Here is a 23164-nt window from a genome sequence, read left to right on the forward strand (position 1 = left end):
CGGGGTGGTTGCGGTGTTGCCGGAGGACGCGGGGTGTCCGCGAAGAGGGCGGGCGCAGCGGCTCAATCGACGCTGACGCCAGTGAAGGCATTGCGGCCAAATGGGCTGACCTTGAAGCCCTGGACCCGAGTGCTGAGCGGCTGATTGACCGTCGAATGGGCTACCGGGGTAATGGGTACCTGCTGCTTGAGGCGCTGCTGGGCCTGTTGATACAGCGCGCTGCGCTTGGCGGGGTCGGTGACCTGTTTGGCCTGCTGGACCAGTTGGTCGTACTCGCGATCGCACCAGCGCGAGTAGTTGTTGCTGCCGATGGCGGCGCAGCTGTAAAGCGTGCCCAGCCAGTTATCGGGGTCGCCGTTGTCGCCGGTCCAGCCGATCAGGGCAACGTCATGCTCGCCACTTTTCATCCGCTTGACGTATTCACCCCACTCGTAGCTGACGATTCGCACCTTGAAGCCGAGCTTGTTCCAGTCGGCCTGAAGCATCTCTGCCATCAACTTGGCGTTGGGGTTGTAAGGGCGCTGCACGGGCATGGCCCAGAGGGTGATTTCGGTGCCGGGCTTGACCCCGGCCTCGTCCAGCAGGCGCTTGGCCTTGGCCGGGTCGTAGAGGGCGTCCTTGATGCTGGTGTCGTACGACCATTGCGTCGGCGGCATGGCATTGACGGCCAGTTGCCCGGCGTCCTGGTACACCGCCTGCAGGATCGCCTGCTTGTTGACAGCCATGTCCATGGCCTGGCGCACCTGCAACTGGTCAAACGGCGCGTGCTGAGTGTTGTAGGCGATATAGCCGAGGTTGAAGCCCGGCATGCTCAACACCTGCATGTTGTCGTCAGTGCTGAGCATCGGCAGGTCGGCAGGCCTTGGATTCAGGGTCACCTGGCATTCGTTACGCCGCAGCTTCTGCATCCGCACCGACGGGTCGATGTTGATCGAAAAGATCAGGTTGTCCAGCTGCACTTGCTCAGGCGCCCAGTAGTGCGCGTTGCGCTTGTAGCGGATCTGCGAGTCTTTCTGATACTTGCTGAACACAAACGGCCCGGTGCCGATGGGCTTGCGGTTGATGTCGGTCGGGCGGCCGGTGGCGAGCAGCTGCTCGGCATACTCGGCGGAGAGGATCGAGGCGAAGCTCATGGCGATGTTCTGGATGAACGCTGCATCGACGCTATTCAGGGTGAAGCTGACGCTCAGCGGATCGTCGCTTTCGATCCTGGCGATGTTCTTGTCCAGGCCCATGCTGACGAAGTAGGGAAACTCGCTGGGGTACGCCAGGCGGAAGCGGTGCTGACGGTCGAGCATGCGCTGGAAGGTGAACAGCACGTCATCGGCGTTGAAGTCGCGGCTTGGCTTGAAGGTTGAGCTGCTGTGGAATTTCACCCCCGCACGTAAGTTGAAGGTGTAATGCAGGCCGTCGTCGCTGACCTGCCAGCTTTCGGCCAGCGCCGGTTGCACTGCAGTGCCGCCGCGCTCGAACTCGACCAGGCGGTTGTAGATCGGTTCGGCGGCGTCATTGTCGGTGGCGCTGGTGTACTGGGCGGTGTCAAAGCCGGCCGGGCTGCCCTCGGAACAGAACACCAGGCTGTTGCCATGGCTGAGCGATGCCTGGGTCAGCAAGCCCAGGCCTAATACAACCGAATACAGCGGAATATGGCGCATGGCAGATCCTTCTCCTCATCCAATGTCAGCCGCAGCGGGGGCGCTGGAACGGCAGCAATTGCTCGTTCCTGACGTTACGTCGGGAGGGAAGGGGGCGACAGGTTATGATTTCCCCAAGGGCTGTAGGGATTTTCCGACGGAAGTGGGGGATCCGTCCGATGGCCTGATTACAGCGCCCACTGCCAAGGGCTGGCAGTGGGCCTGGCGGGGTTATTTGGCGACGCTTACGCCGTAGAAGGAGTTGAGGCCGAACGGGCTGATCTTGAAGTCCTGCACTGTGCTGCGCATCGGCTGGTACACCGTCGAGTGAGCGATCGGGGTAATCGGCACCTGCTGTTTGAGGATGTGCTGCGCCTGTTGGTACAGCTCGCTGCGCTTGGCTTGGTCAGGGGTGGCCTTGGCCTGCTTGATCAGGTCGTCATAGGGCTTGTAGCACCACTTGGAGAAGTTGTTGCCGTCGACCGCATCGCAGCCGTACAAGGTGCCCAGCCAGTTGTCCGGGTCGCCATTGTCACCGCTCCAGCCGATCAGCATGGCGCCCTGTTCGCCGCCTTTGGAGCGCTTGATGTACTCACCCCATTCATAGCTGACGATCTTGGCCTTGATGCCAACCTTGGCCCAGTCGGCCTGCAGCATCTCGGCCATCAGCTTGGCGTTGGGGTTGTATGGGCGCTGCACGGGCATGGCCCACAAGGTGATCTCGGTGCCTTCCTTGATGCCGGCCTCCTTGAGCAGCTGCTTGGCTTTTTCCGGGTCGTAGGGGGCGTCCTTGATGCTGCTGTCGTAAGACCACTGGGTCGGCGGTAGGGCATTGACTGCCAGCTGGCCGGCGCCCTGGTACACCGATTCAATGATCTGCGGCTTGTTCACCGCCATGTCCAGGGCCTGGCGAACCTTGAGCTGGGCCAGCGGGTTGGGCTGGTTGCTGCCTTTGATCTGGTCCATCACGTTGTAGGCGATATAGCCCAGATTGAAGCCAGCCTGGTCAGGCATCTGCAGGTCTTTGTCGGCCTTGAGCGGCTGGATGTCGGCCGGTCGCGGGAACAGCGTCACCTGGCACTCGTTACGCTTGAGCTTCTGCATGCGCACCGAGGCGTCGGTGGTGATGGCGAAGATCAGGTTGTCGAGCTTGACCTCACCGGCTTGCCAATACTGCTTGTTGCCCTTGAAACGGATCAGCGCGTCCTTTTGATACTTGTTGAAAACGAACGGGCCGGTGCCGATCGGCTTCTGGTTGATGTCGGCCGGCTTGCCCTGCTTTAGCAGTTGATCGGCGTATTCCGCTGACTGGATCGAGGCAAAGCTCATCGCCATGTTCTGGATGAACGCTGCATCTACCTCATTGAGGGTAAAACGCACGCTGTGCTCATCGATTTTTTCGACGCTGGCGATGTTGCGGTCCATGCCCATGTCGGTGAAATAAGGGAATTCGCTGGGGTAGGCCTTACGGAACGGGTGGTTCTTGTCGAGCATGCGCTGGAAGGTGAACAGCACGTCATCGGCATTGAAGTCGCGGCTCGGTTTGAAGTACGGCGTGGTGTGGAACTTGACCCCTTCGCGCAGGTGGAAGGTCCAGGTCTTGCCGTCGTCGGAGACGTCCCAGCTGGTCGCCAGACCCGGAATCACCTTGGTGCTGCCGCGCTCGAACTGGCTGAGGCGATTGAAGATGGTCTCGGCCGAAGCGTCGAAATCGGTGCCAGTGGTGTACTGACCGGGATCGAAGCCTGCCGGGCTGCCCTCCGAACAAAACACCAGATTGCTCGCGGCAAAGGCCGCAGGCGCCCCGGCGAGCAAACCTGCGCCGAATAAAAGCGGAATGACTGCATGTTTGAGCATGATGGCCTCATTGTTGTCATTTTTAGCTGAGATGGCCTTGTGAGCCGACTCATCGATCTTTATGCGCGGCAGATTGGCAATGCAACAGTGTGGGGGATAGCTGGCAAGCGGAATGTGGAACGAGCGTACGATAATGTCGCCTGGGTGTAAGTAATGGCGAAGTTGATCGTTTGCGCGGCGAAGATGGCGGCTTTTTGCCATATGTTGCGCAGCGGGATGTCAAGGAAGAAGCGCCGCATTGGGGCGTAGGAAAGGGCTTAAAGCGATGTAAGAAGGGGCCGCAAAGCGGCCCCCTGTATAACGTGCAGATCAATCGATCAAGGCATCAGCACTTCAATCAAACCGTCAGCATTCATGCTGACTTCACTGGTGCCCGCTTCGATTTCAGGTGCCACCGCCGCCTCATCAGCCCCCATGGCTTTCATCGCCATTGGCGCGCTGCGCATGTAAGGGCGCGGATAGCCGCTGCTGTTCAGGTTCAGGTTGACCACCTTGTAACCCTTGCCGCCGAGGGCCTCGGTCGCCAGCTGAGCGCGAGCCTTGAAGGCATTTACCGCATCCTTGAGCAACTCGTCTTCGCTGGTCTTGCGCGTAGTCTGGGCAATGGAGAAGTCCATGCCGCCCATCTTCAGGTCCTGCAGCAGCTCGCCGGTGAGTTTCGACAGGGTCGGGAAGTCGGCGCTCTCGAGGCGCAGCTCGGCACGCTCGCGCCAGGCGGTGATCTTCTGGCCCTTGGCATCGTAGACCGGGTAGCTGTTGCGGCTGCCCTGGCTGATTTTCACTTCCTTGACCTGACGCGCCTGCTGCATGGCCTTGTTCATGGTCTCGGTAATGTCCTTGGCCAGCTTGCCCGGATCGCTGTTCTGAGCTTCGCTGTAAAGGGTCACGACCATCAGGTCGCGGGGCACTTCCTTGCTGACTTCGGCGCGCAGCGAGACCTGGTTGTAACGCGGCTCTTCAGCCAGCGCCGGGAGGCTGGCCAACAGGCCGCAGGAAAGCAGCAGGGCAGTGCTGCGACGAGACATATGCATAGGTGACTCCTTGGCGAAGAATAGGCGTGGCGAGTAATTTTCCATGCCACGCATGGCCCATAAGACCGGTTTCAGTGTAGTGGGTTCAAAAGTGCCATCATCAAGCTGTGACAAAGTGTGGCGCTTTGCCGCAGCGCTGCAGTGCAAGGCCAGGCTTGGGTATACTCCCGCCGATGTTCCTGGAGCACTCATCAGGAGAGCTCATGCTCGCTGCCGCACAACCGTTGTCTGCAACTCGCCAGAACCTCTGGCGCCTGACCGTGATTCGGGTCCTGGTGCTGGCCGCCCAGGCCGGCTCGGTCGGCGTTGCCTACTGGACCGAACTGCTGCCGCTGCCGTGGCTGTCGCTGGCGGCAACCCTGGCGCTGTCATCGCTGCTGTGCGCCTTCACCGCCTTGCGCCTGCGCCTGTCGCTGCCGGTTACCGAACTCGAGTACGCCTTCCAGCTGGCCTGTGACCTGCTGATTCACAGCGCCTTGCTGTACTACTCGGGTGGCTCGACCAACCCGTTCGTCTCCTATTACCTGGTGCCGCTGGCGATTGCTGCGGTGACCTTGCCGTGGATCTACTCGCTGGTGCTCTCGGGCCTGGCCCTGGTCGCCTACAGTCTGTTGCTGGTGCAGTTCTATCCGCTGGAAACGCTGCCGCTGGCGCGCGACACCATGCAGGTCTACGGCATGTGGCTGAGTATTGCCCTGGCCGCGGCGGTGATCACGTTCTTTGCCGCACGCATGGCCGAAGAGTTGCGCCGCCAGGAGCAATGGCGTGGCGAGCGCCGCGAAGAGAGTCTGCGCGATGAGCAATTGCTGGCCGTCGCCACGCAGGCCGCCGGTGCCGCGCATGAGCTGGGCACGCCGCTGTCGACCATGAGCGTACTGATCAACGAGATGCGCCAGGACCATCACGACCCGCAGTTGCAGGAGGACCTGGCGATCCTGCAAGACCAGGTCAAGCTGTGCAAACAGACCCTGCAGCAACTGGTGCGCGCCGCCGAGGCTAACCGACGCATGGCCATCGTCGAGCAGGACGTTACCGCCTGGCTCGACGAAGCACTCAACCGCTGGCACCTGATGCGCCCCGAAGCCAGTTACCGCTTCCAGCGCCTGCGCGATGGCGAGGTGCCGCAACTGACCCCACCGCCCGACCTGACCCAAGCGCTGCTGAACCTGCTTAACAATGCTGCCGATGCCTGCCCGGATGACCTTGAAGTGCGCCTCGACTGGAGCGCCGAGGACATCATCATCAGTATCCGCGACCATGGCCCGGGCATTCCTCCGGCCATTGCCGAGGCCATCGGCAAACCCTTCTTTACCACCAAGGGCAAAGGCTTCGGTCTTGGCCTGTTTCTGAGCAAGGCCAGCGTTACGCGTGCGGGCGGCTCGGTGAAACTCTATAGTCATGAGCAGGGCGGCACGCTTACCGAGCTGCGCCTGCCCCGTGGCAAGCGAGGAGATGAATGATGACTGATGAAACCCAGATCGACGGCGAAGAGCTGCCGCACCTGTTGCTGGTAGACGACGATGCCACCTTCACCCGGGTCATGTCCCGGGCCATGAGCCGCCGCGGTTTCCGCGTAAGCACCGCGTCGTCGGCCGAGGAAGGTCTGATCCTGGCCCAGCACGACCTGCCCGACTATGCCGCGCTGGACCTGAAAATGGACGGTGATTCGGGCCTGGTGCTGCTGCCAAAGCTGCTCGAGATGGACCCGGAAATGCGCGTGGTGATCCTCACCGGTTACTCGAGCATTGCCACTGCGGTCGAGGCGATCAAGCGTGGCGCCTGCAATTACCTGTGCAAACCGGCTGATGCCGATGACGTGCTGGCGGCGTTGCTGTCCGAGCACGCTGATCTGGATTCGCTGGTACCGGAAAACCCCATGTCGGTGGACCGCCTGCAGTGGGAACACATCCAGCGCGTGCTCGGCGAGCACGAAGGCAATATCTCCGCCACGGCGCGGGCGCTGGGCATGCACCGGCGCACCTTGCAGCGCAAGCTGCAGAAGCGCCCGGTACGCCGCTGAGGTGAGCGCTGCCGACTGGGTCGAGTGACGACCCAGCCGGCAGTGTGTACTTCACCCGCGCGTTACCTCCGCCTCCCGTGCCACGGTCTTGTGCGCTAGCAGCGTGTAGATGCACGGCAGCACGAACAGCGTGAACAAGGTCCCGATCGACATCCCGGTGGCAATCACCATACCGATGTCAAAGCGGCTGACCGCCCCAGCGCCTGTCGCCAGAATCAACGGCAGCATGCCGAACACCATCGCCGCGGTCGTCATCAGCACTGGCCGCAAGCGGATCGCCGCCGCCTCTTCGATGGCTTCGCGCACATCCAGCCCCTTGTCCTTGCGCAGCTGATTGGCGAATTCGACGATCAGAATGCCGTGCTTGGTAATCAGCCCGATCAACGTCACCAGGCCGACCTGGGTGTAGATGTTCATGCTCGACAGGCCCAGGAACAACGGCAGCAAGGCCCCGCAGATCGACAACGGCACCGTCACCAGAATCACCAGCGGGTCACGGAAGCTCTCGAACTGCGCCGCCAGCACCAGGAAGATGATCGCCAGCGCCAGGCCGAAAGTTACCCACAGCGCGCTGCCTTCCTGGACGAACTGCCGCGATACCCCGGCGTAGTCGAACGAGAAGCCTTCTGGCGCTTCTTCACTGGCGATCTGCCGCACCGTCGCCAGCGCTTCGTCCATGCTCACCAGTGGCACGCCCTGAATGATCGCCGAGTTCAGTTGCTGGAACTGGTTGAGCTGGCGCGGTCGAGCACGGTCGCTCAGGGTGATCAGGGTCGACAACGGCAGCAGTTGGCCCTGGTTGTTCTTCACGTAGTAGCTGTTGAGCCAGTCGGGATTGTCGCGATAGGCACGTTCGACCTGGGCGATGACCTTGTAGCTGCGCCCTTCGAGGGTGAAGCGGTTGATCTCGCCTTCGCCGAGCAGGGTGGCCAGGGTGCCGCCGAGCACGTCCATCGACACGCCCATCTGCGCCGCCTTGGCCCGGTCGATGTCGACCACCACCTCGGGCTTGTCGAACGCCAGGTCGATGTCGAGGAAGGCGAACTTGCCGGACGCCTGCGCGCGCTCCTTGACCCGCTGGGCGACCTCGAGCAGCGCCGGGTAATCACCGGCAGTATTGATCACGAACTGGAACGGCAAACCTTCGCCAGTGCCGGGCAGCGCCGGCAGGTTGAAGCCGAAGATCTGCAGGCCGGCGATTTCGGCAAGCTTGGCTTGGACCAGTGGCAGCAGCTGCATCTGGCTGCGCTCGCGCTCGTTCCATGGCTTGAGCAGGAAGCCACCGATGCCGCTCTGCACGCCATTGAAGCCGTTGATCTGGAACGACGAGTAATACTCCGGGAAGCCTTTGAAGATCCCGGTGTACTGATTGGTATAAGTGTTCAGGTAATCAAGGTTGGTCGGCTGCGGCGCACTGCTGATCATGAAGATCACGCCCTGATCCTCGTCGGGCGCCAGCTCGTTCTGGGTGAACTTGAGCAGCACCGGGATCAGGCACAGGATGATCACGGCAAACACCACCACCACCGGCCTGCTGTCGAGGGTGCCGTGCAGCAGCGGTTGATAACGCAGCTTGAGGCCGTCGAAGATCCGGTCGAGGCGATGCGCCAGGCCACTGGCGTTCTGCTCGCGGCGCAGCAGCAACGCGCACATCATCGGCGACAGAGTCAGGGCGACGATGCCGGAGATCACCACTGCACCCGCCAGGGTCAGGGCAAACTCCTTGAACAGCGCACCGGTCAGGCCTTCGAGAAAACCAATTGGTGCATACACCGCAGCCAGGGTGATGGTCATCGACACTACCGGTATCGCAATTTCGCGGGCGCCTTGCAGCGCCGCATCGAACGGCGTCTTGCCTTCCTCGATATGGCGATGGATGTTTTCCACCACCACGATCGCATCGTCCACCACCAGGCCGATCGCCAGCACCATCGCCAGCAAGGTCAGCAGGTTCAGCGAGTAGCCCATGGTCTGCATGAAGAACAGCACGCCGATCATCGACAGCGGGATGGTGACGACCGGGATCAGCACCGAGCGCAGCGCGCCGAGGAACAGGAACACCACGATGATGACGATCAGCACCGCTTCGCCGAGGGTCTTGATCACTTCGTCGATGGAGGCCTGGATAAACAGCGTCGCGTCGTAGGCAATCGACACCTTGAGCCCGGCCGGTAGTTGACCTTCCAGCTCCGGCATGACCCGCCGCACTTCCTTGATGACCTCGAGCGGGTTGGCCGACGGCGTGGCCTTGATGCCGATGTACACCGAGGGCGTGCCGTCGAACGAGCTTACCGTGTCGTAGTTCTCTGCGCCCATCTCGACCCGGGCGACATCGCCGAGCAGCACCCTGGTGTCGCCGGCCGTCTTCAGCGGCAATGCAGCAAACGCCTCCGGTGATTTCAATTCGGTGGTGGCGTTGATGCTGGTGACCACGTACTCGCCCTTGACCTCGCCTGCGGCCGAGAGGAAGTTGTAGCGGCGCACGGCATCGGTGACGTCATTGGCGGTCAGGCCGAAGCCGGCCAATTTGACCGGGTCGATCCAGATGCGCATGGCAAACACCTGGTTGCCGAGGATCTCGGCCTCGGCCATGCCCGGTAGGGTCGCCAGCTTGGGCTGGATCACCCGTGACAGGTAGTCGGTGATCTGCGGGTTGCTCATCTGCTCGCTGTAGAAGCTGATGTACATCAGCGCCGAGGCGTCTGCTGCCTCCTTGCTCAATACCGGCGCTTCGGACTGCTGCGGCAGCTTGTTGCGCACTTCGTTGGCCTTGGCCAGCAGCTCGGTGAACAAGCGGTCGCTGTTGGCGCCAACCCGTGCGTAGATCGAGATGATAGAGAAGTTCTGCCGGCTCACCGAGGTCATGTAGTCGATGCCTTCGGCACTGGCCAGGCTCTGCTGCAGCGGCTGGGTGATATAGCCCTGGATGGTCTCGGCGTTGGCCCCGGGGTAGGCGGTGGTCACCGTGATCAGGGCGTTTTCCATTTGTGGGTACTGGCGGATCTGTAGTTTGCTCCAGGCCTGAAAGCCGAGCAGCAGGATCAGCAGGCTGACCACACTGGCCAGCACCGGGCGGCGGATGAACGGGTCTGTGAACGCCATGTCAGCCTCCTGCTCAGTTGCCGCGCGGAGCGCTGGCTGGGGTGGTCGACGCTTGCTCGGTGATCTGGATGGCGGCGCCCGGGGTCAGTTTCAGTTGCCCGGCACTGACCACCCGTTCTCCCGCCTGGAGCCCCTCACTGACCACCACCACACCGTCACGGCGCTCGCCGGTGCGGATGGTGCGTTGCTCGGCGATCAGCTGCGGCTTGCCGTCGGCGGCGTTTTCCGGCTGGCCGTCTGCGTTCTGTTTCGGGCTGACCACGTATACCGAGTTGCCGTACAGGGTGTAAGTGATGGCGCTCTCCGGCACTACCACCTGTGGCTGAGGATCGGGCAGCAGCACCAGCAGGCTGGCAAACATCCCCGGCAGCAACTTGCCATCGGGGTTGGCCAGGCTGGCGCGGACCAGCAGGTTGCGGGTGTTCTCGTCGACCTTGGGGTTGATCGCGCTGAGCGTGGCATTGAAGGTCTGGCCAGGGAACGCCGCCACCTGCAGCAGCACTTTTTGGCCGAGGGCCAGTTGCGGCAGGCTCTGCTCGGGCATGTTGAAGTCGACGTACAGGCTGGACAGGTCCTGCAGGGTAGCGATCACCGTACCGCTGGCAAGAAAATCGCCGATGTCGACCTGACGGATACCAATGGTGCCGCTGAACGGCGCCTTGATGCTCTTCTTCTCCAACGAGGCCTTGAGCTGATCGACCACCGCCTGGTTACGCCGGTACTGCGCAGTCAACCGGTCGAACTCGCCGCGAGAGATAGCCTGGTCACCAACCAGCTGACTACCACGGCCGTAGTCCACCTTGGCCAGGCCTAGGTCAGCCTGGGCGGTGCTGAGCAGGGCGGCTTCCTGATCGCTGTCCAGTTGCAGCAATAACTGGCCTTGCTTGACCTGCTGGCCAGACTCGAAGTGCAGCGACTTCACCGTGCCGGCCTGCTCCAGGCTCAGCTCGACGCCCTGCAACGCCTTGAGGCTGCCGACAGCCGGCAGGCGCTGCTGCCATGGGCGCTGCTCAGCCGTTGCGGCGGCAACGCTGACCGGCGGTTTCGGTGCGGTAAACATCTGGATCTGCTGATAGATCGAAAAGGCCTTGTAGCCCCCCAGAATCAACACGATCAACAGCACGATGGCCAACATGATCAGCATGCGCCGGCGCAGCATAGGTCCACTTCCCTGGAGGTAGTCATTGTTATGGCTGAGGCACGACCACGGGCGTTCCTGCCCACGTGCGAATGCACTGAGTATCGCTGGTTTTCAGTGAGTAGTGTTTCGAATGGGCCGTTCGTTGATCTAAATCTGCCCAGCAATCGTTGAGCGAGACAAATAAATCGCGGCATCCCGCGAACATCGAACGCACGCTGTCTTTGTAGGAGCGGCCTTGTGTCGCGAAAGGCGCGCGTAGCGGGCCCGGGATTTGCGTAGCGCCAAAGAATGCTGGGGCCGCTGCGCAGCCCATTCGCGACACAAGGCCGCTCCTACAGTGGACCGCGCATGTCGATGGAACGCGGGTGCCGGGGCGCCGGAACGATCGCGATAGGCCAGAGCAGCTGGCCCCGGCTATCCGACGGCTCTATCTGCTCAAACCAGATGCAGATGGTTATCCCACAAGCCAGACGGCAGCTCCAGCGGCTGGCCCACAAGCTGCTGTTTGCGGCAGTCGTAGAAGCGGCAACGGCCTTGGCCGGAGGTGACCACAAAACCGTCCTTCACCGCACCCACGCCGGCGCAGTCGGGCATCGGTGCGTCGAGCTTGATCGCTGCCGTGTCCAGGTCCCAGATGAACAGCCGGTTGGCCCGCGGCGCAGTCAGGGCGACCAGCCGCAACTCGCTGTGGATGGCCACACTGGCGGTGTACTGAGCCATCGACTGCAATTGCCGCTCCGGCACCGGGAATGCCTGGAACGGTTCACCCGGGCGCTTGATCGCCAGCAGCTCGGCGGTCTCATCCGATGCGCCCATGAACTGCTGGCAAGCGACCAGGGTGCCGTCGCTGCCGATGGCCAGGTGGCGCACGCTGTTCATCTGCTGGCCGAGGGTTTCCTTGGACAGCAGGGTGCCATCGCGCTGCATCATGACCAGGCTTGGTTGCATGGCGTTGAGGTTCATCTCCACCCGGCTTTCGGCTTCGGTACGGATGCCGCCGTTGGCCACTACCAGGGTTTCGCCGTCGGGCATCCACGCCAGCTCGTGCGGGCCGATGCCGTGGGTCGAGATCTCGCCGCTGTGCACCAGGCGTTCACCGTCGAAGCGATACACCCCGAGTACGCCACGGCCCGGATCGGTGGTGTCATTCTCGGTGGCGTACAGCCACTCGCCGTCCTTGTGCATCACCGCATGGCCATAGAAATGCCGGTTGGGCTGCGCCGTCAGGGTTTGCAGCAAACGCCCATCACGCAGGTCGACCAGATAGCTTTCGGTGCCGGGGCGACGCGCCACGAACAGCGCAATCGGCTGTTGAGGGTGATGAATGATGGCGTGGCAACGCTGGCCCACTTCGGTGGCGAACACCTGACTGCCGTCGAGGCGATAGCCGACTGCGTAGTGCTTGCCGTCGGCATCGTCGCGGGCCGACAGCAGCAGTGGCTCGCTGCCTTTGTTGCGCAGCAGGCTCCAGCCGCCCAGGGTCAGGGCGCTAAGGGCGATACTGGCAAGTTTCAGGGCCTGGCGTCGCAGCATGTCAGTCACCGTCGTTGGCATTGAAGCCCAGCTGAATGTTCAACGCTTTGGCCAGCTCGCCTTCGTGCAGGCGGTGAACCACGTTGAGGCTGTCGTAGATATCGTTCAAGGTCTGCTTGCCAGCGTCGTCCGCGAGCAGCTCGCCAAGGGGCTTGTCGTTGGCGGCCAGCAGCTTCAGCGCGTTGGCATAGGCGGCGTCGATCTTGTCGGCGAGGGCGCTCTGGTCCTTGCCGAGCAGGCCGCGCAAGCCGCGGTTGTCGACCCCGACCCAGACCGCCTGGGCGGCTTTCAGGCTGGCTTCCAGGCTCTTCATCGAAGAGTGGCTGCGCCAGGCTTCGGCCTGCAGCGGCTGGGCGATGCCCTTGCTCTGGCGGCCCATCGGTGCGCCGAGCTTTTTCTTCAGAGTGTCCAGTGCGGTGACCTGGGCGCGGAGCAGATCGGCGATCGCCTCGTGCGAGTCAGCATAGCGCTGGTTGGGGAACTTGGTCATCTGCGAAAGCATGCCGTCGGTGCTGTTCCAGCCCTTGAGGATCTCTTCGGCGAGGGCCTTCTGGTGTTCGCCGATGGCCACCAGCAGCGGGCAGTAGCGGGCCTTCTGCTCAGGGGTGGCGATGTCCGGCTTGCTGTCGAAAAGGATGTACTCGTAGGCCGACAGACCGCGCACGACGACGCTGGACTTGCCCAGGGTCTCGTTGTCGATCGGCTTGTCGCCGTTGACCAGTTGCTCGACCTGACGGCCGACCAGGTTTTTCTTGTCGGGCCAGAACTGTACCTGCCACGGGCGGTTGCCTTCGGCCAGCGGGCCGACCAGTAGAGGCTGCAGCTCGGCCCAGGCTTTTTGCGCGTTGAGGAAGTCGGCGCGAGCGGCGTCCAGGGTGGTTTTGCCTTCACAGTAGGACAGGGCGCTGGCGGCCAGCTGGCGGTCAGCTTCGACCCAGCGGCTGTAGGTCGGCAAGATCACCTGCTTGGCGATTGCCGCCGAGGTGACGGCCTGCGGGTCTTGCGGCGAGCAAGCACCGAGGGCGATTGCGGCGAGGCTGGTGAACAACAGTTTGGGTCGGAACATGCCCGGCTCCTTGCGCGTTAAAGTGAATTCAGAAAAGCCAGCAACGCGGCGCGTTGCTCGGCATTGAAGGTCAAGACCTGGTCGCGCGCCGCCTGCGCTTCGCCGCCATGCCAGAGCACGGCTTCGAGCAGGTTGCGGGCGCGCCCATCGTGCAGTAACTGAGTGTGGCCGCTGACCGTTTCGGTCAGGCCCAGGCCCCACAGCGGCGCTGTGCGCCAGTCCTGGCCACCGGCGGCGAACTCGCTGCGCTGGTCGGCCAGGCCGGGGCCCATGTCATGCAACAGCAGGTCGCTGTAGGGGCGAATCAGCTGGTTGGCCAGCTCCGGCTCGACGCCTGCGCTGGCCGTGGTGAACTGCGGCGTGTGGCAGCCCTGGCAGCCGGCCTGGAAAAACAGGTTCTTGCCGGCCAGCACCTGTGGTGCGTCAACGTTGCGGCGGGCCGGCACGGCCAGGTTGCGGGTATAGAAGGTGACCAGGCGCAGGATATTGTCGCTGACCTCTTTCTCGCCGTCGGCGCCGTCACCGTTGGGCGCGGCCAGGCAATCGGTCTGGGCCGGGGTGCAGTCGTCATGGGGCTTGAGCGTGCTGGTCAGGCCCATGTCGCCGGCAAAGGCATGCACGTTCTGCTGGTTGACGTTGGGCTGCCCGGCTTTCCAGCCGAAGCGGCCGAGCACGGTCTTACCCTGGGCGTCATCCCAGACCTGATTGGCGCGCCCACGAATGCCGTCGCCGTCGCGATCGTCCGGGTCGGCGTTGGCTAGAATCGCCGCTTCGGGGATTGCCTCAAGCAAACCCAGGCCGATCATCGGCGGCGCGATCCGCGCCGAGAAACGCGTGTCGGGGTGCAGCGGGCCGTAGCCGAGCTGGGTGATCTGCAATTGCGGGCGGCGCAATTCCACCGTGTGGCCGTCGGCGAAGCGTACGGTCTCGCTGCTGTAGCTGACGCGGACTTTGCCCTCGGGCTTGATGCCGGGGATGGCCATGTCCTGCAACTGCGTGCCGTAGACCGGCTCCGGGACCACGCCCAGGCGCTCGATTTCCTTGGCGTAGGCGGGCTGGTCGGGGATCGACAGCCTTACCAGCATCGACACTGCGTTGCTGTCGTCGAGTTCCGGCGGGTGCCCGCGGCCGTCGCGGACGTGGCAGTTCTGGCAGGCGTTGGTGTTGAACAACGGGCCGAGCCCGTCACGCGCGGTGGTGGTCGCCGGAGCGATTACCCACGGGTTGCGGAAAAAGCTGTTGCCCACGGCAAAGTCCAGCCGCCGTTCGGGGCTGAGGTTGGCAGAGGGTAGGGAGAAGGCCTGGCGATCGCTGCGCAGGACGGTTGCCTTGCCACCGGACAGGGCCTCGCCTGGTTCGGCCTGAGTGAAACGCGGGGCGTCGTCACAGGCGACCAGAACAGCGGCCAGCAGCAGGGGGCTTAGGCGGAGCAAGGACATCAACAATCCTGGGCTTGGGCAGAAAACCGGCGTGCAAGCTTAGCAGGACGGGATTGTTTGAATAAGAGCAATTTGCAATTACTGGATGAAATCGTTGTCAGGTTGCTGCTGCAATTGGGGCCGCAAAGCGGCCCCAATAGAGTAGGTTTACAGCCCCAATCAGAACTCGTGATCAGCAGTATCCGGATTCAGGTTGGCAATCCCCAACTTGCCCGCGGCCTGCTCGATCGCACCGGTCTGCTTGACCAGCGAAGCAATCGCATCACGCACGATCTGGTTGCCGGCAGCATTGTCGGCAGCGATCAGCTGATCGTAATGCTCACCCTTGAGGGCATGATCGACGATCACCTGGATCTTGGCCTCGGTGGTCTCCAGGTCAGCTTTCAAGGTGGCGTCGGTAGCCGGGTCAACCTTGGCCACCAGCGACGACAGGCTCGGGCCGGTCAGCTTGCTGCCGTCGGCGCGGGTGTACTCGCCCAGGTAGACGTTACGGATACCCTTGGCATCATAGAAGTGCGAGTAGTGGGTGTTGTCGCTGAAGCAGTCGTGCTCGTCTTCCGGCGAGTTGGCTTCCAGCGAAACCTTCATGCGCTCGCCCGCCAGTTCACCCAGCGACAGACTGCCCATGCCGAACAGCATCTTGCGCACGCCGTCGTTGACCGGCTCCGCTTCCAGCGTGGCGCGGTAGTTGTCGGCAACGTTCGGTGCCCAGTTGCCGACCATCTCTTCGAGGTCTTTGACCAGCAGGTCGGTGACCGCCTTGAGATAGGCACGGCGACGGTCGTTGTGGCCACCGGTGGCGCCAGCCCCTTCCAGGTAGTCAGACGCCGGACGGTTGCCCGCACCTGGGCCGGTGCCGTTCAGGTCCTGGCCCCAGAGCAGGAATTCGATTGCGTGGTAACCGGTCGCGACGTTGGCCTCGGAACCGCCCAGCTCATTCAGGCTGGCGAGTTTCTCCGGGGTCAGGTCCTTGACGTCGATCTTGTCTTCGCCAACCTGGATTTCGGTGTTGGCAATGATGTTGGCGCTGGCGGCAGGGTTGCCCAGCGCATGCTCGTAGCTCTTGTCGACGTAGTCGATCAGGCCTTCGTCCAGTGGCCAGGCGTTAACCTGACCTTCCCAGTCATCGATGATGGTGTTGCCGAAGCGGAACACTTCGCTCTGCAGGTACGGCACGCGGGCAGCGACCCAGGCATCCTTGGCGGCTTGCAGAGTTTCGTCGTTCGGCGTGGCGAGGAACGCGTCGATGGCGCTTTGCAGGGTCTTGGCGGTGCTCAGCGAGTCGCTGTAGACGGCCGAGACGAGCTCTGCATAGTGCTTGACCACGGCCTTGCCAGCCGCCTCGTCGATCGCCCCGGCGGTCGCGGCGGTGGTGCTGGCGGCAGCAGGTGCCTGGGCTTGCGGAGCGGCGGCCTTGTCATTTTTGCCTTCGCCGCAACCGGCGAGGGCGATAGCGATGGCCAGCAGACTGGCGGAGGCCAGAGGCATACGAATCATTGTTGGTTTCCTGCGTGGTGGGTTTGGACGTGTGCCGTGGCACGCGAAACCGTGACATCATGCGAAAGATTTGCATTTGCTGTAAAGGGGTGGGCAGTGAATTCATGAAAATGCCCGCGGGTGGGGCATTTTCCTGTTCTGGCGGGGTTTACAGCACTGAGACCTGATTGCGCTGGGCCTGCTTGAGGTAGGCAGTCAGCTCGCGCGCCGACAGCGGCTTGCTGTAGTGATAGCCCTGCCCCTCATGGCAGCCCTGGGCAATGATGTAGGTCTCCTGCTCGGCGGTTTCCACGCCTTCGGCGATGACCTGCATGCCAAGGCTCTTGCCGAGCTGGATGATGGCGCGAACGATGGTGGCGTCATCGTCGTCATCGAGCAGGTCCTGGACAAAGCTCTTGTCGATCTTGATCTTGTCCAGCGGCAGCGATTTCAGGTAGCTGAGCGAAGAATAACCAGTGCCGAAGTCGTCAATCGCAATCAGCGCACCTGAGCGACGCAGGCTCAGCAGGTGCTGGGCGGCGGTGCTGATGTCTTCCATCAGGCCGGTTTCGGTGACTTCCAGCTCAAGGCTGCGTGGCGGCAGGCGATAGGCCTGCAGCAGGTTGTTGACCACCCGCGGCAGCTCGTTGTGGTGCAGTTGCACGGTCGACAGGTTGACCGCCATGCGCAGCTCGCCAAAGCCCTGATCATGCCATTCGCGCAGTTGCCGGCAGGCCTGGTCGAGGACCCATTCGCCGATCGGGATTATGTGGCCATTCTGCTCGGCCAGCGGGATGAACTGGTCGGGCGGGACCATGCCCAGCTGCGGATGCTGCCAGCGCAGCAGGGCCTCGACGCCGACGACGCTGTGGTCGCGGTAGCTGATCTGCGGCTGATAAACCAGGTACAGCTGGTTGCGCGGCAGGGCTTCGCGCAGGTCCTTTTCCAGTTCGCGGCGTCGGCGCATTTCGCTGTCGACGCTGGCGATGTAGAACTGGTAGCGATTGCGCGAGCGCGCCTTGGCCAGAGTCATGGTCTGCTCGGCCTTTTGCAGGAGCTTTTCGGTGCTGTCGCCGTCCTCCGGGAACAGGGTGATGCCGATGGTCGCGCGCAGGCGGATTTCCTGCTGCTCGAGGGCAAACGGCGCCTCCAGGTCGTCGAGGATGCTCTGGGCCAGCTCGGCCGCCTCGTAAGGCTGCTCGATGTCGGCCTGGACTAGCGCAAACTGGTCGCCGCCCAGCCGGGCCAGGGCGCCGAGGCGGCCACTGTGCGCGCGCAGACGGTCGGCGAGGGCCAGCAGCAACTGGTCACCGACCTGATAACCGAATTGTTCGTTGATGCCTTTGAAGTCATCCAGACCTACGCACAGCACCGCTACTCGGCGCTGCAGGCGGCCGCCATCGACGAGGATCTTGTCCAGTTGCTGCTGCAATTGCTGGCGGTTGGGCAAGCCGGTCAGAAAGTCATACTGAGCCATACGTTGCAGGCTGTTCTCGGCTTCATGGCGCAGGTGGGTATTGCGCTCGATCGAGGCCAGCAGCTGGTTGGCGGTGTTGACCCACAAACCCAGTTCATTCTTTTCGTGGCCTTTGACCAGCGGAATCTGATGCTGGCTGGGCCGATCAGGGTTGATCTGGGTAAGGTGCTCGATGATCTTCGACAGCGGCTTGGTCAGCAGCCAGTGGTAGACCAGGTACAGCACCAGGCCCATGGCCAGCGCTCGTAGTACGCCGGAGATGAAGATGATCACGGCGTTGATCAGGAATTCTTTGCCATAGGCGGCAGTGTCGAGGGTGATGCTGAGGTCGCCGTAATACTCGCTGTAGGGGCCGCGGCCGACCAGTTGCGTGGTGTAGGTGCGTTCCTGACCGAGCAACAGATCGGTCAGCCAGCGCATCGACATGTCGCGCAGCGGTCGCGATTTCTCTGCGAGCATGGTTTCGTTGGGGTGGCCGATTGAGGCCATGCGTACCGAGTCATCCTGGAACAGGCCTTCCATGACCTGCATGCCCATTTCCCGGTCGAGGCTGTAAACCGCCTGCGTCGACGGGTCACGGAACATGTCGAGGATGCGCTGGGCATCGCTGTTCACCGCCTGACGCGTCTTGTAGGTGTCGTAGACGATCTGCGCACAGCTAAGGACGACGCCAACCGCTAGCGCCGACAGCAGCACTACCCTGAGCAACTTGACCGATAAGCTGTTCCGCAATTGCAGCTTCAATGGGGGTTCCTTAATCCATGCGCATGCCATTATTTTGCCAGTAGTTGTGGCAAGACACTATCGACCCTTTGTTGCATTGCTACTGTATCGGTTGCGCAGGCTTGCTACTTTAGTGCTATGCGCCAACTTTCCCAGAGATTTGATGTTAGCGCGCTATGCGGGCGGATCAAGCTGGATTTGCAGCGGTGCGAGCGGACATAAAAAAACCCGGCGAGTGCCGGGTTTTTTTTGTGCCAAAAGCGAAGTCGATCAGGCCTTGAAGGTCTGGCCTTCGAACTGCTCGGCAACGAACTTCCAGTTGACCAGGTTCCAGAACGCCTCGACATACTTAGGACGGACGTTGCGGTAGTCGATGTAGTAAGCGTGCTCCCAGACGTCGCAGGTCAGCAGCGGAGTGTCGCCGTTGGTCAGCGGGTTGCCGGCGCCGATGGTGCTGGCCAGTGCCAGGGAACCGTCAGCTTTCTTCACCAGCCAGCCCCAACCGGAACCGAAGGTGCCGACCGAAGTCTTGGTGAACTCTTCCTTGAACTTGTCGAACGAACCGAAGGCGGCGTTGATGGCCTCGGCCAGTGCGCCAGTCGGTTGGCCGCCGGCGTTTGGTGCCAGGCAGTTCCAGTAGAAGGTGTGGTTCCAGACCTGAGCGGCGTTGTTGAAGATGCCACCCGAAGAGGTCTTGACGATCTCTTCCAGGGTCTTGCCTTCGAATTCGGTGCCTGGGACCAGGTTGTTCAGGTTCACGACATAGGTGTTGTGGTGCTTGTCGTGGTGATACTCCAGGGTTTCCTTGGAGATGTGCGGCTGCAGGGCATCATGGGCGTACGGCAGCGGCGGCAATTCAAAAGCCATGGTGGATCTCCTGATTCAGGTCTAATTCGCGGTTTGCGCAAGGCCGATCACGGGCGGCCCGAGGTACGTCGGCGAGTTTGTACTCTTTGCGACGCAAGCCTTGGATCATATCACCAGCCCCCGCGCATAACCACGCAACAACTATAGGGACAAATAGTTGCAGCGCCGGCGCCAGTGGCATTCAGCCCAGAATCAGCTGCGCGGCCACCGCGAACATCATCACTGCCACCATCAGGTCGAGCAGGCGCCAGGTCGCCGGCCGTGCCAGCCACGGTGCCAGCCAGGCTGCGCCGAGGGCGAGGGTGAAGAACCACACCAGTGAGGCGCTGGCCGCCCCTGCTACGTAAGCGCTGGGCACGGTTTGCTGGGCGCCCAGGGAGCCGATCAGCAGCACCGTATCCAGGTACACATGGGGGTTGAGCAGGGTCACTGCCAAGGCGCTGAGCAGCACCGCCCGGCGCGAGCGGGAGCCCTGGCCTTGCTCCTGCTCCAGGCTTTGTTTGGAGCAGGCCCGTTGCAAGGCCTTGGCCCCGTACCAGATCAAGAACGCCGCACCGCCCCAACGCGCAGCAGCCAGCAACGTCGGGTTCTGCGCCAGCACCGTGGCCAGTCCGAACACTCCGGCGGCAACCAGCAGGGCGTCGCAGACCACGCAGAGGATGGCCACCGGCAGATGGTGTTCACGGCGCAGGCTCTGCGCCAGGACAAACGCGTTTTGCGTGCCGATGGCCATGATCAGGCCAAAGGCAACCAGCATGCCGTTCATATAACTTTGCCACATAGCGCAGACACTCCACTGCCACCAACCGATTGGCTGGCGCTGATTGCTTGATCGAATGCTGGTCATTGTGCCGATCTGCGTTGTATAAGAAAAACCAATAAAGCTGATCAGGCATTAGAGAAATCGATGTTCGACTACAAGCTCCTGGCGGCCCTGGCGGCGGTCATCGAACAAGGCGGTTTCGAGCGCGCAGCACAAGTGCTTGGCCTGTCGCAATCGGCCGTGTCGCAGCGGATCAAGCTGCTCGAAGCGCGGGTCGGCCAGCCGGTGCTGGTGCGCGCCATGCCGCCGAGCCCGACCGAAGTCGGCCGGCAACTGCTCAACCATGTGCAGCAGGTGCGCCTGCTCGAGCGTGACCTGCAGCGCCAGGTGCCGGCGCTGGACGAAGGCGGTATGCCCGAACGTCTGCGCATTGCGCTCAATGCCGATAGCCTGGCGACCTGGTGGGCCGGTGCGGTGGGCGCGTTTTGCGCCGAACAGCCGGTGTTGCTGGACCTGGTAGTCGAGGATCAGGACGTCGGCCTCAAGCGCATGCGCGCCGGTGAGGTTGCGGCTTGCCTGTGTGGCAGCGAGCGCCCGGTGGCCGGCGCGCGCAGCCAGCCACTGGGCGCCATGCGCTATCGCGCCTTGGCAAGCCCGGCATTCATGGCCCGGCATTTCCCGCAGGGCTTCGACGCCAGCCGGCTGGCGCGGACCCCGGCGATCGTGTTCGGCCCGGATGACTTCCTCCAGCACCGTTATCTCGCATCGCTAGGCATTGCCGATGGTTTTTTGCATCACCTGTGCCCGTCTTCGGAGGGCTTTCTGCGCATGACCGAAGCCGGCCTGGGCTGGGGCCTGGTGCCGGAGCGGCAGGTGACTGCGCAGCTGCAGTGTGGCGAACTGGTGGAAATCTGCGCCGATACTCCCATCGATGTGCCGCTGTACTGGCATCATTGGCGCAATGGCGGGCAACTGCTCGCCCAATTGACCGAGCACCTGCGCCAAATGGCGCCAGGTTGGCTAGTGCCGTTGTAGCCGGCCGCGACGTCAACTGCATCTGAAATCTGGCAAGGCGGAGTGTTACATGCGAATTCTGGTCACCGGCGCGAGCGGCTTTATCGGCGGGCGCTTTGCGCGTTTTGCCCTGGAGCAGGGCCTTGAGGTCCGGGTCAACGGGCGGCGTGCCGAAGGCGTGGAGCATTTGGTCAAGCGCGGCGCGCAGTTCATCCCGGGTGACCTCGGTGATGCCGAGCTGGCCCGGCGTCTGTGCCAGGGCGTCGATGCCGTGGTGCATTGCGCGGGCATGACCGGCGCCTGGGGGCGCTACCAGGATTTCCATCAGGGCAATGTGGTGGTCACCGAAAACGTCGTTGAAGGCTGCCTCAAGGAACATGTGCGCCGGCTGGTACACCTGTCGTCGCCGTCGATCTACTTCAATGGCCGCTCCCGCCTGAATGTGCAGGAACAGCAGCTGCCGCGGCGCATGCATGACCATTACGCCACGACCAAATTTCTCGCCGAGCAGAAGGTCTTCGGCGCGCAGGAGTTCGGCCTCGAAGTGCTCGCCCTGCGCCCACGGCTGGTCACCGGCGCCGGCGATGCGAACATCTTCCCGCGCTTACTGCAGATGCAGCGCAAGCGCCGCCTGGCGATCATCGGCAACGGCCTGAACATGGCCGACTTCACCAGTGTGCACAACCTCAACGAAGCGTTGCTCAGCGCACTCTTTGCAGATGATGAGGCGCTCGGCCAGGCCTACAACATCAGTAACGGCCAGCCGCTGCCGCTGTGGGATGTGGTCAATTACGTCATGCGTCAGATGCAGTTGCCGCAGGTCACCCGCTACCGCTCCTACGGCCTGGGTTACAGCCTGGCAGCACTCAACGAAGCGGCGTGCATGCTCTGGCCTGGCCGCCCGCAGCCAACCTTGTCACGCCTGGGTATGCAGGTCATGAGCAAGGACTTCACTCTCGACATCAGTCGGGCCCGGCAGCATCTGGATTACCGGCCTCAGGTCAGCCTGTGGAGCGCGCTCGACGAGTTCTGCGGCTGGTGGAAGAACGTCCCGCACAACCGCTGAAGCGCGCGTCTTGATGATGGTCATCAACGTAACGCGCTGGCGGTTTATACTGTGTCTCTTTGCTATGACTGTGGTTGAAAGCCCCCATGCGTAACGATCTTCGCGACGACTTCGACGACGTGCCAACATTGCGTGCCGGCACCCGAGATGACGATGAACTGCTCCCCAAGCACGTGGCGCGCAGCCGCCAGAAAGCCGCACGGCCGACCAACACCGCGCCGCTCTGGGCTTTGCTGGTGGCCTCGTTCATCGCCCTGGCCGGGCTCGGCTGGTGGAGCTTCCAGCAGATTTCGCTGATGGAGCAGCAACTGGTCGCGACCCAGGAGAGCTTTGCCCGCATCAGCGAGGAAGCCGCCGGCCGGCTGCAAGCGATCAGCGGCAAGGTCGAAGCCAGCGATGCCAGCGTCAGCACCGGCAGCGAAGCCTTGAAACTGCAGATTCGCCAGTTGCAGGCCAGCCTGGCCGAGCAGGGCAAGCAGCAGCAGGGCGTAGCCGGTCAGGCCGGCGACCTCGGCAAGCGTCTGGAACAGGTGCTGGCCGATACACGCGAGCAGCAAAAAGCTGTAGCTGAATTGCAGACCCAATTGCAGGCGCAGTTGAAGGCGGTGAATGCCGAGTTGGCGGCGCTGAAGGCGGGCCAGCTGGATGGCGGCAAGCTCGACAACGAGCTCAAGAGCCTGAACAGCGAGATTGCCGCGCTGAAGAAGCAGGGCAACCCGAGCGCGGCGATCAGCAGTCTGGAGCAGGACGTGCTGGTGCTGAAGAGCCAGATCGACAATCGCCCAGCAGCAGCGGCCAGCAGCGGCGCCTCGGTGCAGGAATTCGACGCTTTCAGGGGGCAGACCACGCGCAGCCTGAACACCCTGCAGAACCAGGTGCAGAACCTGCAACAGCAGATCAACGCCCGGCCATAGCCGTAATGCTGATGGGGCCGCGCAAGGCGGCCCCATTCCTC

General features: G+C 62.6%; 17 protein-coding genes. 5 read left to right on the forward strand and 12 right to left on the reverse strand.

Features of this window, described 5'->3' with window-relative positions; all coding sequences use genetic code 11:
* Window positions 1–62: 62 nt before the first annotated feature.
* The 3 genes from CXQ80_RS04165 to CXQ80_RS04175 all read right to left on the reverse strand — a co-directional run bounded on the left by CXQ80_RS04165 (window position 63) and on the right by CXQ80_RS04175 (window position 4522).
* A complete protein-coding gene (locus CXQ80_RS04165) occupies window positions 63–1655 on the reverse strand; it encodes an ABC transporter substrate-binding protein (protein ID WP_101316755.1) in 1593 nt (530 codons plus the stop codon).
* Between the two features lie 210 nt (window positions 1656–1865).
* The gene (locus CXQ80_RS04170) at window positions 1866–3491 is read right to left on the reverse strand and encodes an ABC transporter substrate-binding protein (protein ID WP_101316757.1); all 1626 of its coding nucleotides are present in this window, start codon (window positions 3489–3491) and stop codon (window positions 1866–1868) included.
* Between the two features lie 317 nt (window positions 3492–3808).
* On the reverse strand, window positions 3809–4522 hold the full coding sequence (locus CXQ80_RS04175; RefSeq protein ID WP_101316759.1) for an SIMPL domain-containing protein: 714 nt from the start codon (window positions 4520–4522) through the stop codon (window positions 3809–3811).
* A 203-nt stretch (window positions 4523–4725) separates the two neighbouring features.
* Between CXQ80_RS04175 and CXQ80_RS04180 the strand changes: the two genes are divergently transcribed.
* Together CXQ80_RS04180 and CXQ80_RS04185 are read left to right on the forward strand one after the other, a co-directional pair.
* Window positions 4726–5982, forward strand: coding sequence for an ATP-binding protein (locus CXQ80_RS04180; protein ID WP_101316761.1), 1257 nt, complete (start codon window positions 4726–4728; stop codon window positions 5980–5982).
* Window positions 5982–6542: a response regulator transcription factor gene (locus CXQ80_RS04185; RefSeq protein ID WP_101316763.1), complete on the forward strand. Its 561-nt coding sequence runs from the start codon at window positions 5982–5984 to the stop codon at window positions 6540–6542. Before CXQ80_RS04180 ends, CXQ80_RS04185 begins: the two co-directional genes overlap by 1 nt.
* 51 nt (window positions 6543–6593) lie before the next feature.
* Here the strand turns inward: CXQ80_RS04185 and CXQ80_RS04190 are convergent, their stop codons facing one another.
* The 9 genes from CXQ80_RS04190 to CXQ80_RS04230 form a co-directional block, all read right to left on the reverse strand.
* Entirely contained in the window at window positions 6594–9644 is a 3051-nt protein-coding gene (locus CXQ80_RS04190; protein WP_101316765.1) for a multidrug efflux RND transporter permease subunit, read from the reverse strand.
* A 13-nt stretch (window positions 9645–9657) separates the two neighbouring features.
* Complete coding sequence (locus tag CXQ80_RS04195) at window positions 9658–10803, reverse strand: efflux RND transporter periplasmic adaptor subunit (RefSeq protein ID WP_101316767.1); 1146 nt, start codon at window positions 10801–10803, stop codon at window positions 9658–9660.
* Between the two features lie 417 nt (window positions 10804–11220).
* Window positions 11221–12318 carry a DUF1513 domain-containing protein gene (locus CXQ80_RS04200; RefSeq protein ID WP_101316769.1) on the reverse strand — a complete coding sequence of 366 codons (1098 nt, stop codon included), beginning with the start codon at window positions 12316–12318 and terminating at the stop codon, window positions 11221–11223.
* A 1-nt stretch (window position 12319) separates the two neighbouring features.
* Window positions 12320–13384 (reverse strand): imelysin family protein, encoded by a 1065-nt coding sequence (locus CXQ80_RS04205; protein ID WP_101316771.1) that lies wholly within the window; start codon window positions 13382–13384, stop codon window positions 12320–12322.
* Window positions 13385–13401: 17 nt separating this feature from the next.
* Window positions 13402–14829 carry a di-heme oxidoredictase family protein gene (locus CXQ80_RS04210; protein WP_101316773.1) on the reverse strand — a complete coding sequence of 476 codons (1428 nt, stop codon included), beginning with the start codon at window positions 14827–14829 and terminating at the stop codon, window positions 13402–13404.
* Between the two features lie 153 nt (window positions 14830–14982).
* Window positions 14983–16320: an imelysin family protein gene (locus CXQ80_RS04215; RefSeq protein WP_101316775.1), complete on the reverse strand. Its 1338-nt coding sequence runs from the start codon at window positions 16318–16320 to the stop codon at window positions 14983–14985.
* Between the two features lie 148 nt (window positions 16321–16468).
* Complete coding sequence (locus CXQ80_RS04220; protein WP_101316777.1) at window positions 16469–18520, reverse strand: bifunctional diguanylate cyclase/phosphodiesterase; 2052 nt, start codon at window positions 18518–18520, stop codon at window positions 16469–16471.
* A 249-nt stretch (window positions 18521–18769) separates the two neighbouring features.
* The gene (locus tag CXQ80_RS04225; protein ID WP_101316779.1) at window positions 18770–19366 is read right to left on the reverse strand and encodes a superoxide dismutase; all 597 of its coding nucleotides are present in this window, start codon (window positions 19364–19366) and stop codon (window positions 18770–18772) included.
* Between the two features lie 181 nt (window positions 19367–19547).
* Complete coding sequence (locus CXQ80_RS04230; protein ID WP_101316781.1) at window positions 19548–20147, reverse strand: LysE/ArgO family amino acid transporter; 600 nt, start codon at window positions 20145–20147, stop codon at window positions 19548–19550.
* 126 nt (window positions 20148–20273) lie between these two features.
* Between CXQ80_RS04230 and CXQ80_RS04235 the strand changes: the two genes are divergently transcribed.
* The 3 genes from CXQ80_RS04235 to CXQ80_RS04245 all read left to right on the forward strand — a co-directional run bounded on the left by CXQ80_RS04235 (window position 20274) and on the right by CXQ80_RS04245 (window position 23123).
* Window positions 20274–21164: a LysR family transcriptional regulator ArgP gene (locus tag CXQ80_RS04235; RefSeq protein WP_101316783.1), complete on the forward strand. Its 891-nt coding sequence runs from the start codon at window positions 20274–20276 to the stop codon at window positions 21162–21164.
* Window positions 21165–21213: 49 nt separating this feature from the next.
* The gene (locus CXQ80_RS04240) at window positions 21214–22209 is read left to right on the forward strand and encodes an NAD(P)-dependent oxidoreductase (RefSeq protein ID WP_101316785.1); all 996 of its coding nucleotides are present in this window, start codon (window positions 21214–21216) and stop codon (window positions 22207–22209) included.
* Between the two features lie 86 nt (window positions 22210–22295).
* A complete protein-coding gene (locus CXQ80_RS04245) occupies window positions 22296–23123 on the forward strand; it encodes an ATPase (RefSeq protein WP_101316787.1) in 828 nt (275 codons plus the stop codon).
* Window positions 23124–23164 lie beyond the last annotated feature (41 nt).

The organism is Pseudomonas sp. 02C 26, assembly GCF_002843585.1.
Taxonomy (GTDB): Bacteria; Pseudomonadota; Gammaproteobacteria; order Pseudomonadales; family Pseudomonadaceae; genus Aquipseudomonas; species Aquipseudomonas shirazensis.

Coding starts and splice junctions, on each gene's coding strand:
- CXQ80_RS04225 (WP_101316779.1), bottom strand. CDS start 19,366: ATGGCTTTTGAATTGCCGCCGCTGCCGTACGCCCATGATGCCCTGCAG.
- CXQ80_RS04180 (WP_101316761.1), top strand. CDS start 4,726: ATGCTCGCTGCCGCACAACCGTTGTCTGCAACTCGCCAGAACCTCTGG.
- CXQ80_RS04205 (WP_101316771.1), bottom strand. CDS start 13,384: ATGTTCCGACCCAAACTGTTGTTCACCAGCCTCGCCGCAATCGCCCTC.
- CXQ80_RS04240 (WP_101316785.1), top strand. CDS start 21,214: ATGCGAATTCTGGTCACCGGCGCGAGCGGCTTTATCGGCGGGCGCTTT.
- CXQ80_RS04230 (WP_101316781.1), bottom strand. CDS start 20,147: ATGTGGCAAAGTTATATGAACGGCATGCTGGTTGCCTTTGGCCTGATC.
- CXQ80_RS04235 (WP_101316783.1), top strand. CDS start 20,274: ATGTTCGACTACAAGCTCCTGGCGGCCCTGGCGGCGGTCATCGAACAA.
- CXQ80_RS04200 (WP_101316769.1), bottom strand. CDS start 12,318: ATGCTGCGACGCCAGGCCCTGAAACTTGCCAGTATCGCCCTTAGCGCC.
- CXQ80_RS04170 (WP_101316757.1), bottom strand. CDS start 3,491: ATGCTCAAACATGCAGTCATTCCGCTTTTATTCGGCGCAGGTTTGCTC.
- CXQ80_RS04195 (WP_101316767.1), bottom strand. CDS start 10,803: ATGCTGCGCCGGCGCATGCTGATCATGTTGGCCATCGTGCTGTTGATC.
- CXQ80_RS04185 (WP_101316763.1), top strand. CDS start 5,982: ATGACTGATGAAACCCAGATCGACGGCGAAGAGCTGCCGCACCTGTTG.
- CXQ80_RS04175 (WP_101316759.1), bottom strand. CDS start 4,522: ATGCATATGTCTCGTCGCAGCACTGCCCTGCTGCTTTCCTGCGGCCTG.
- CXQ80_RS04215 (WP_101316775.1), bottom strand. CDS start 16,320: ATGATTCGTATGCCTCTGGCCTCCGCCAGTCTGCTGGCCATCGCTATC.
- CXQ80_RS04245 (WP_101316787.1), top strand. CDS start 22,296: ATGCGTAACGATCTTCGCGACGACTTCGACGACGTGCCAACATTGCGT.
- CXQ80_RS04190 (WP_101316765.1), bottom strand. CDS start 9,644: ATGGCGTTCACAGACCCGTTCATCCGCCGCCCGGTGCTGGCCAGTGTG.
- CXQ80_RS04165 (WP_101316755.1), bottom strand. CDS start 1,655: ATGCGCCATATTCCGCTGTATTCGGTTGTATTAGGCCTGGGCTTGCTG.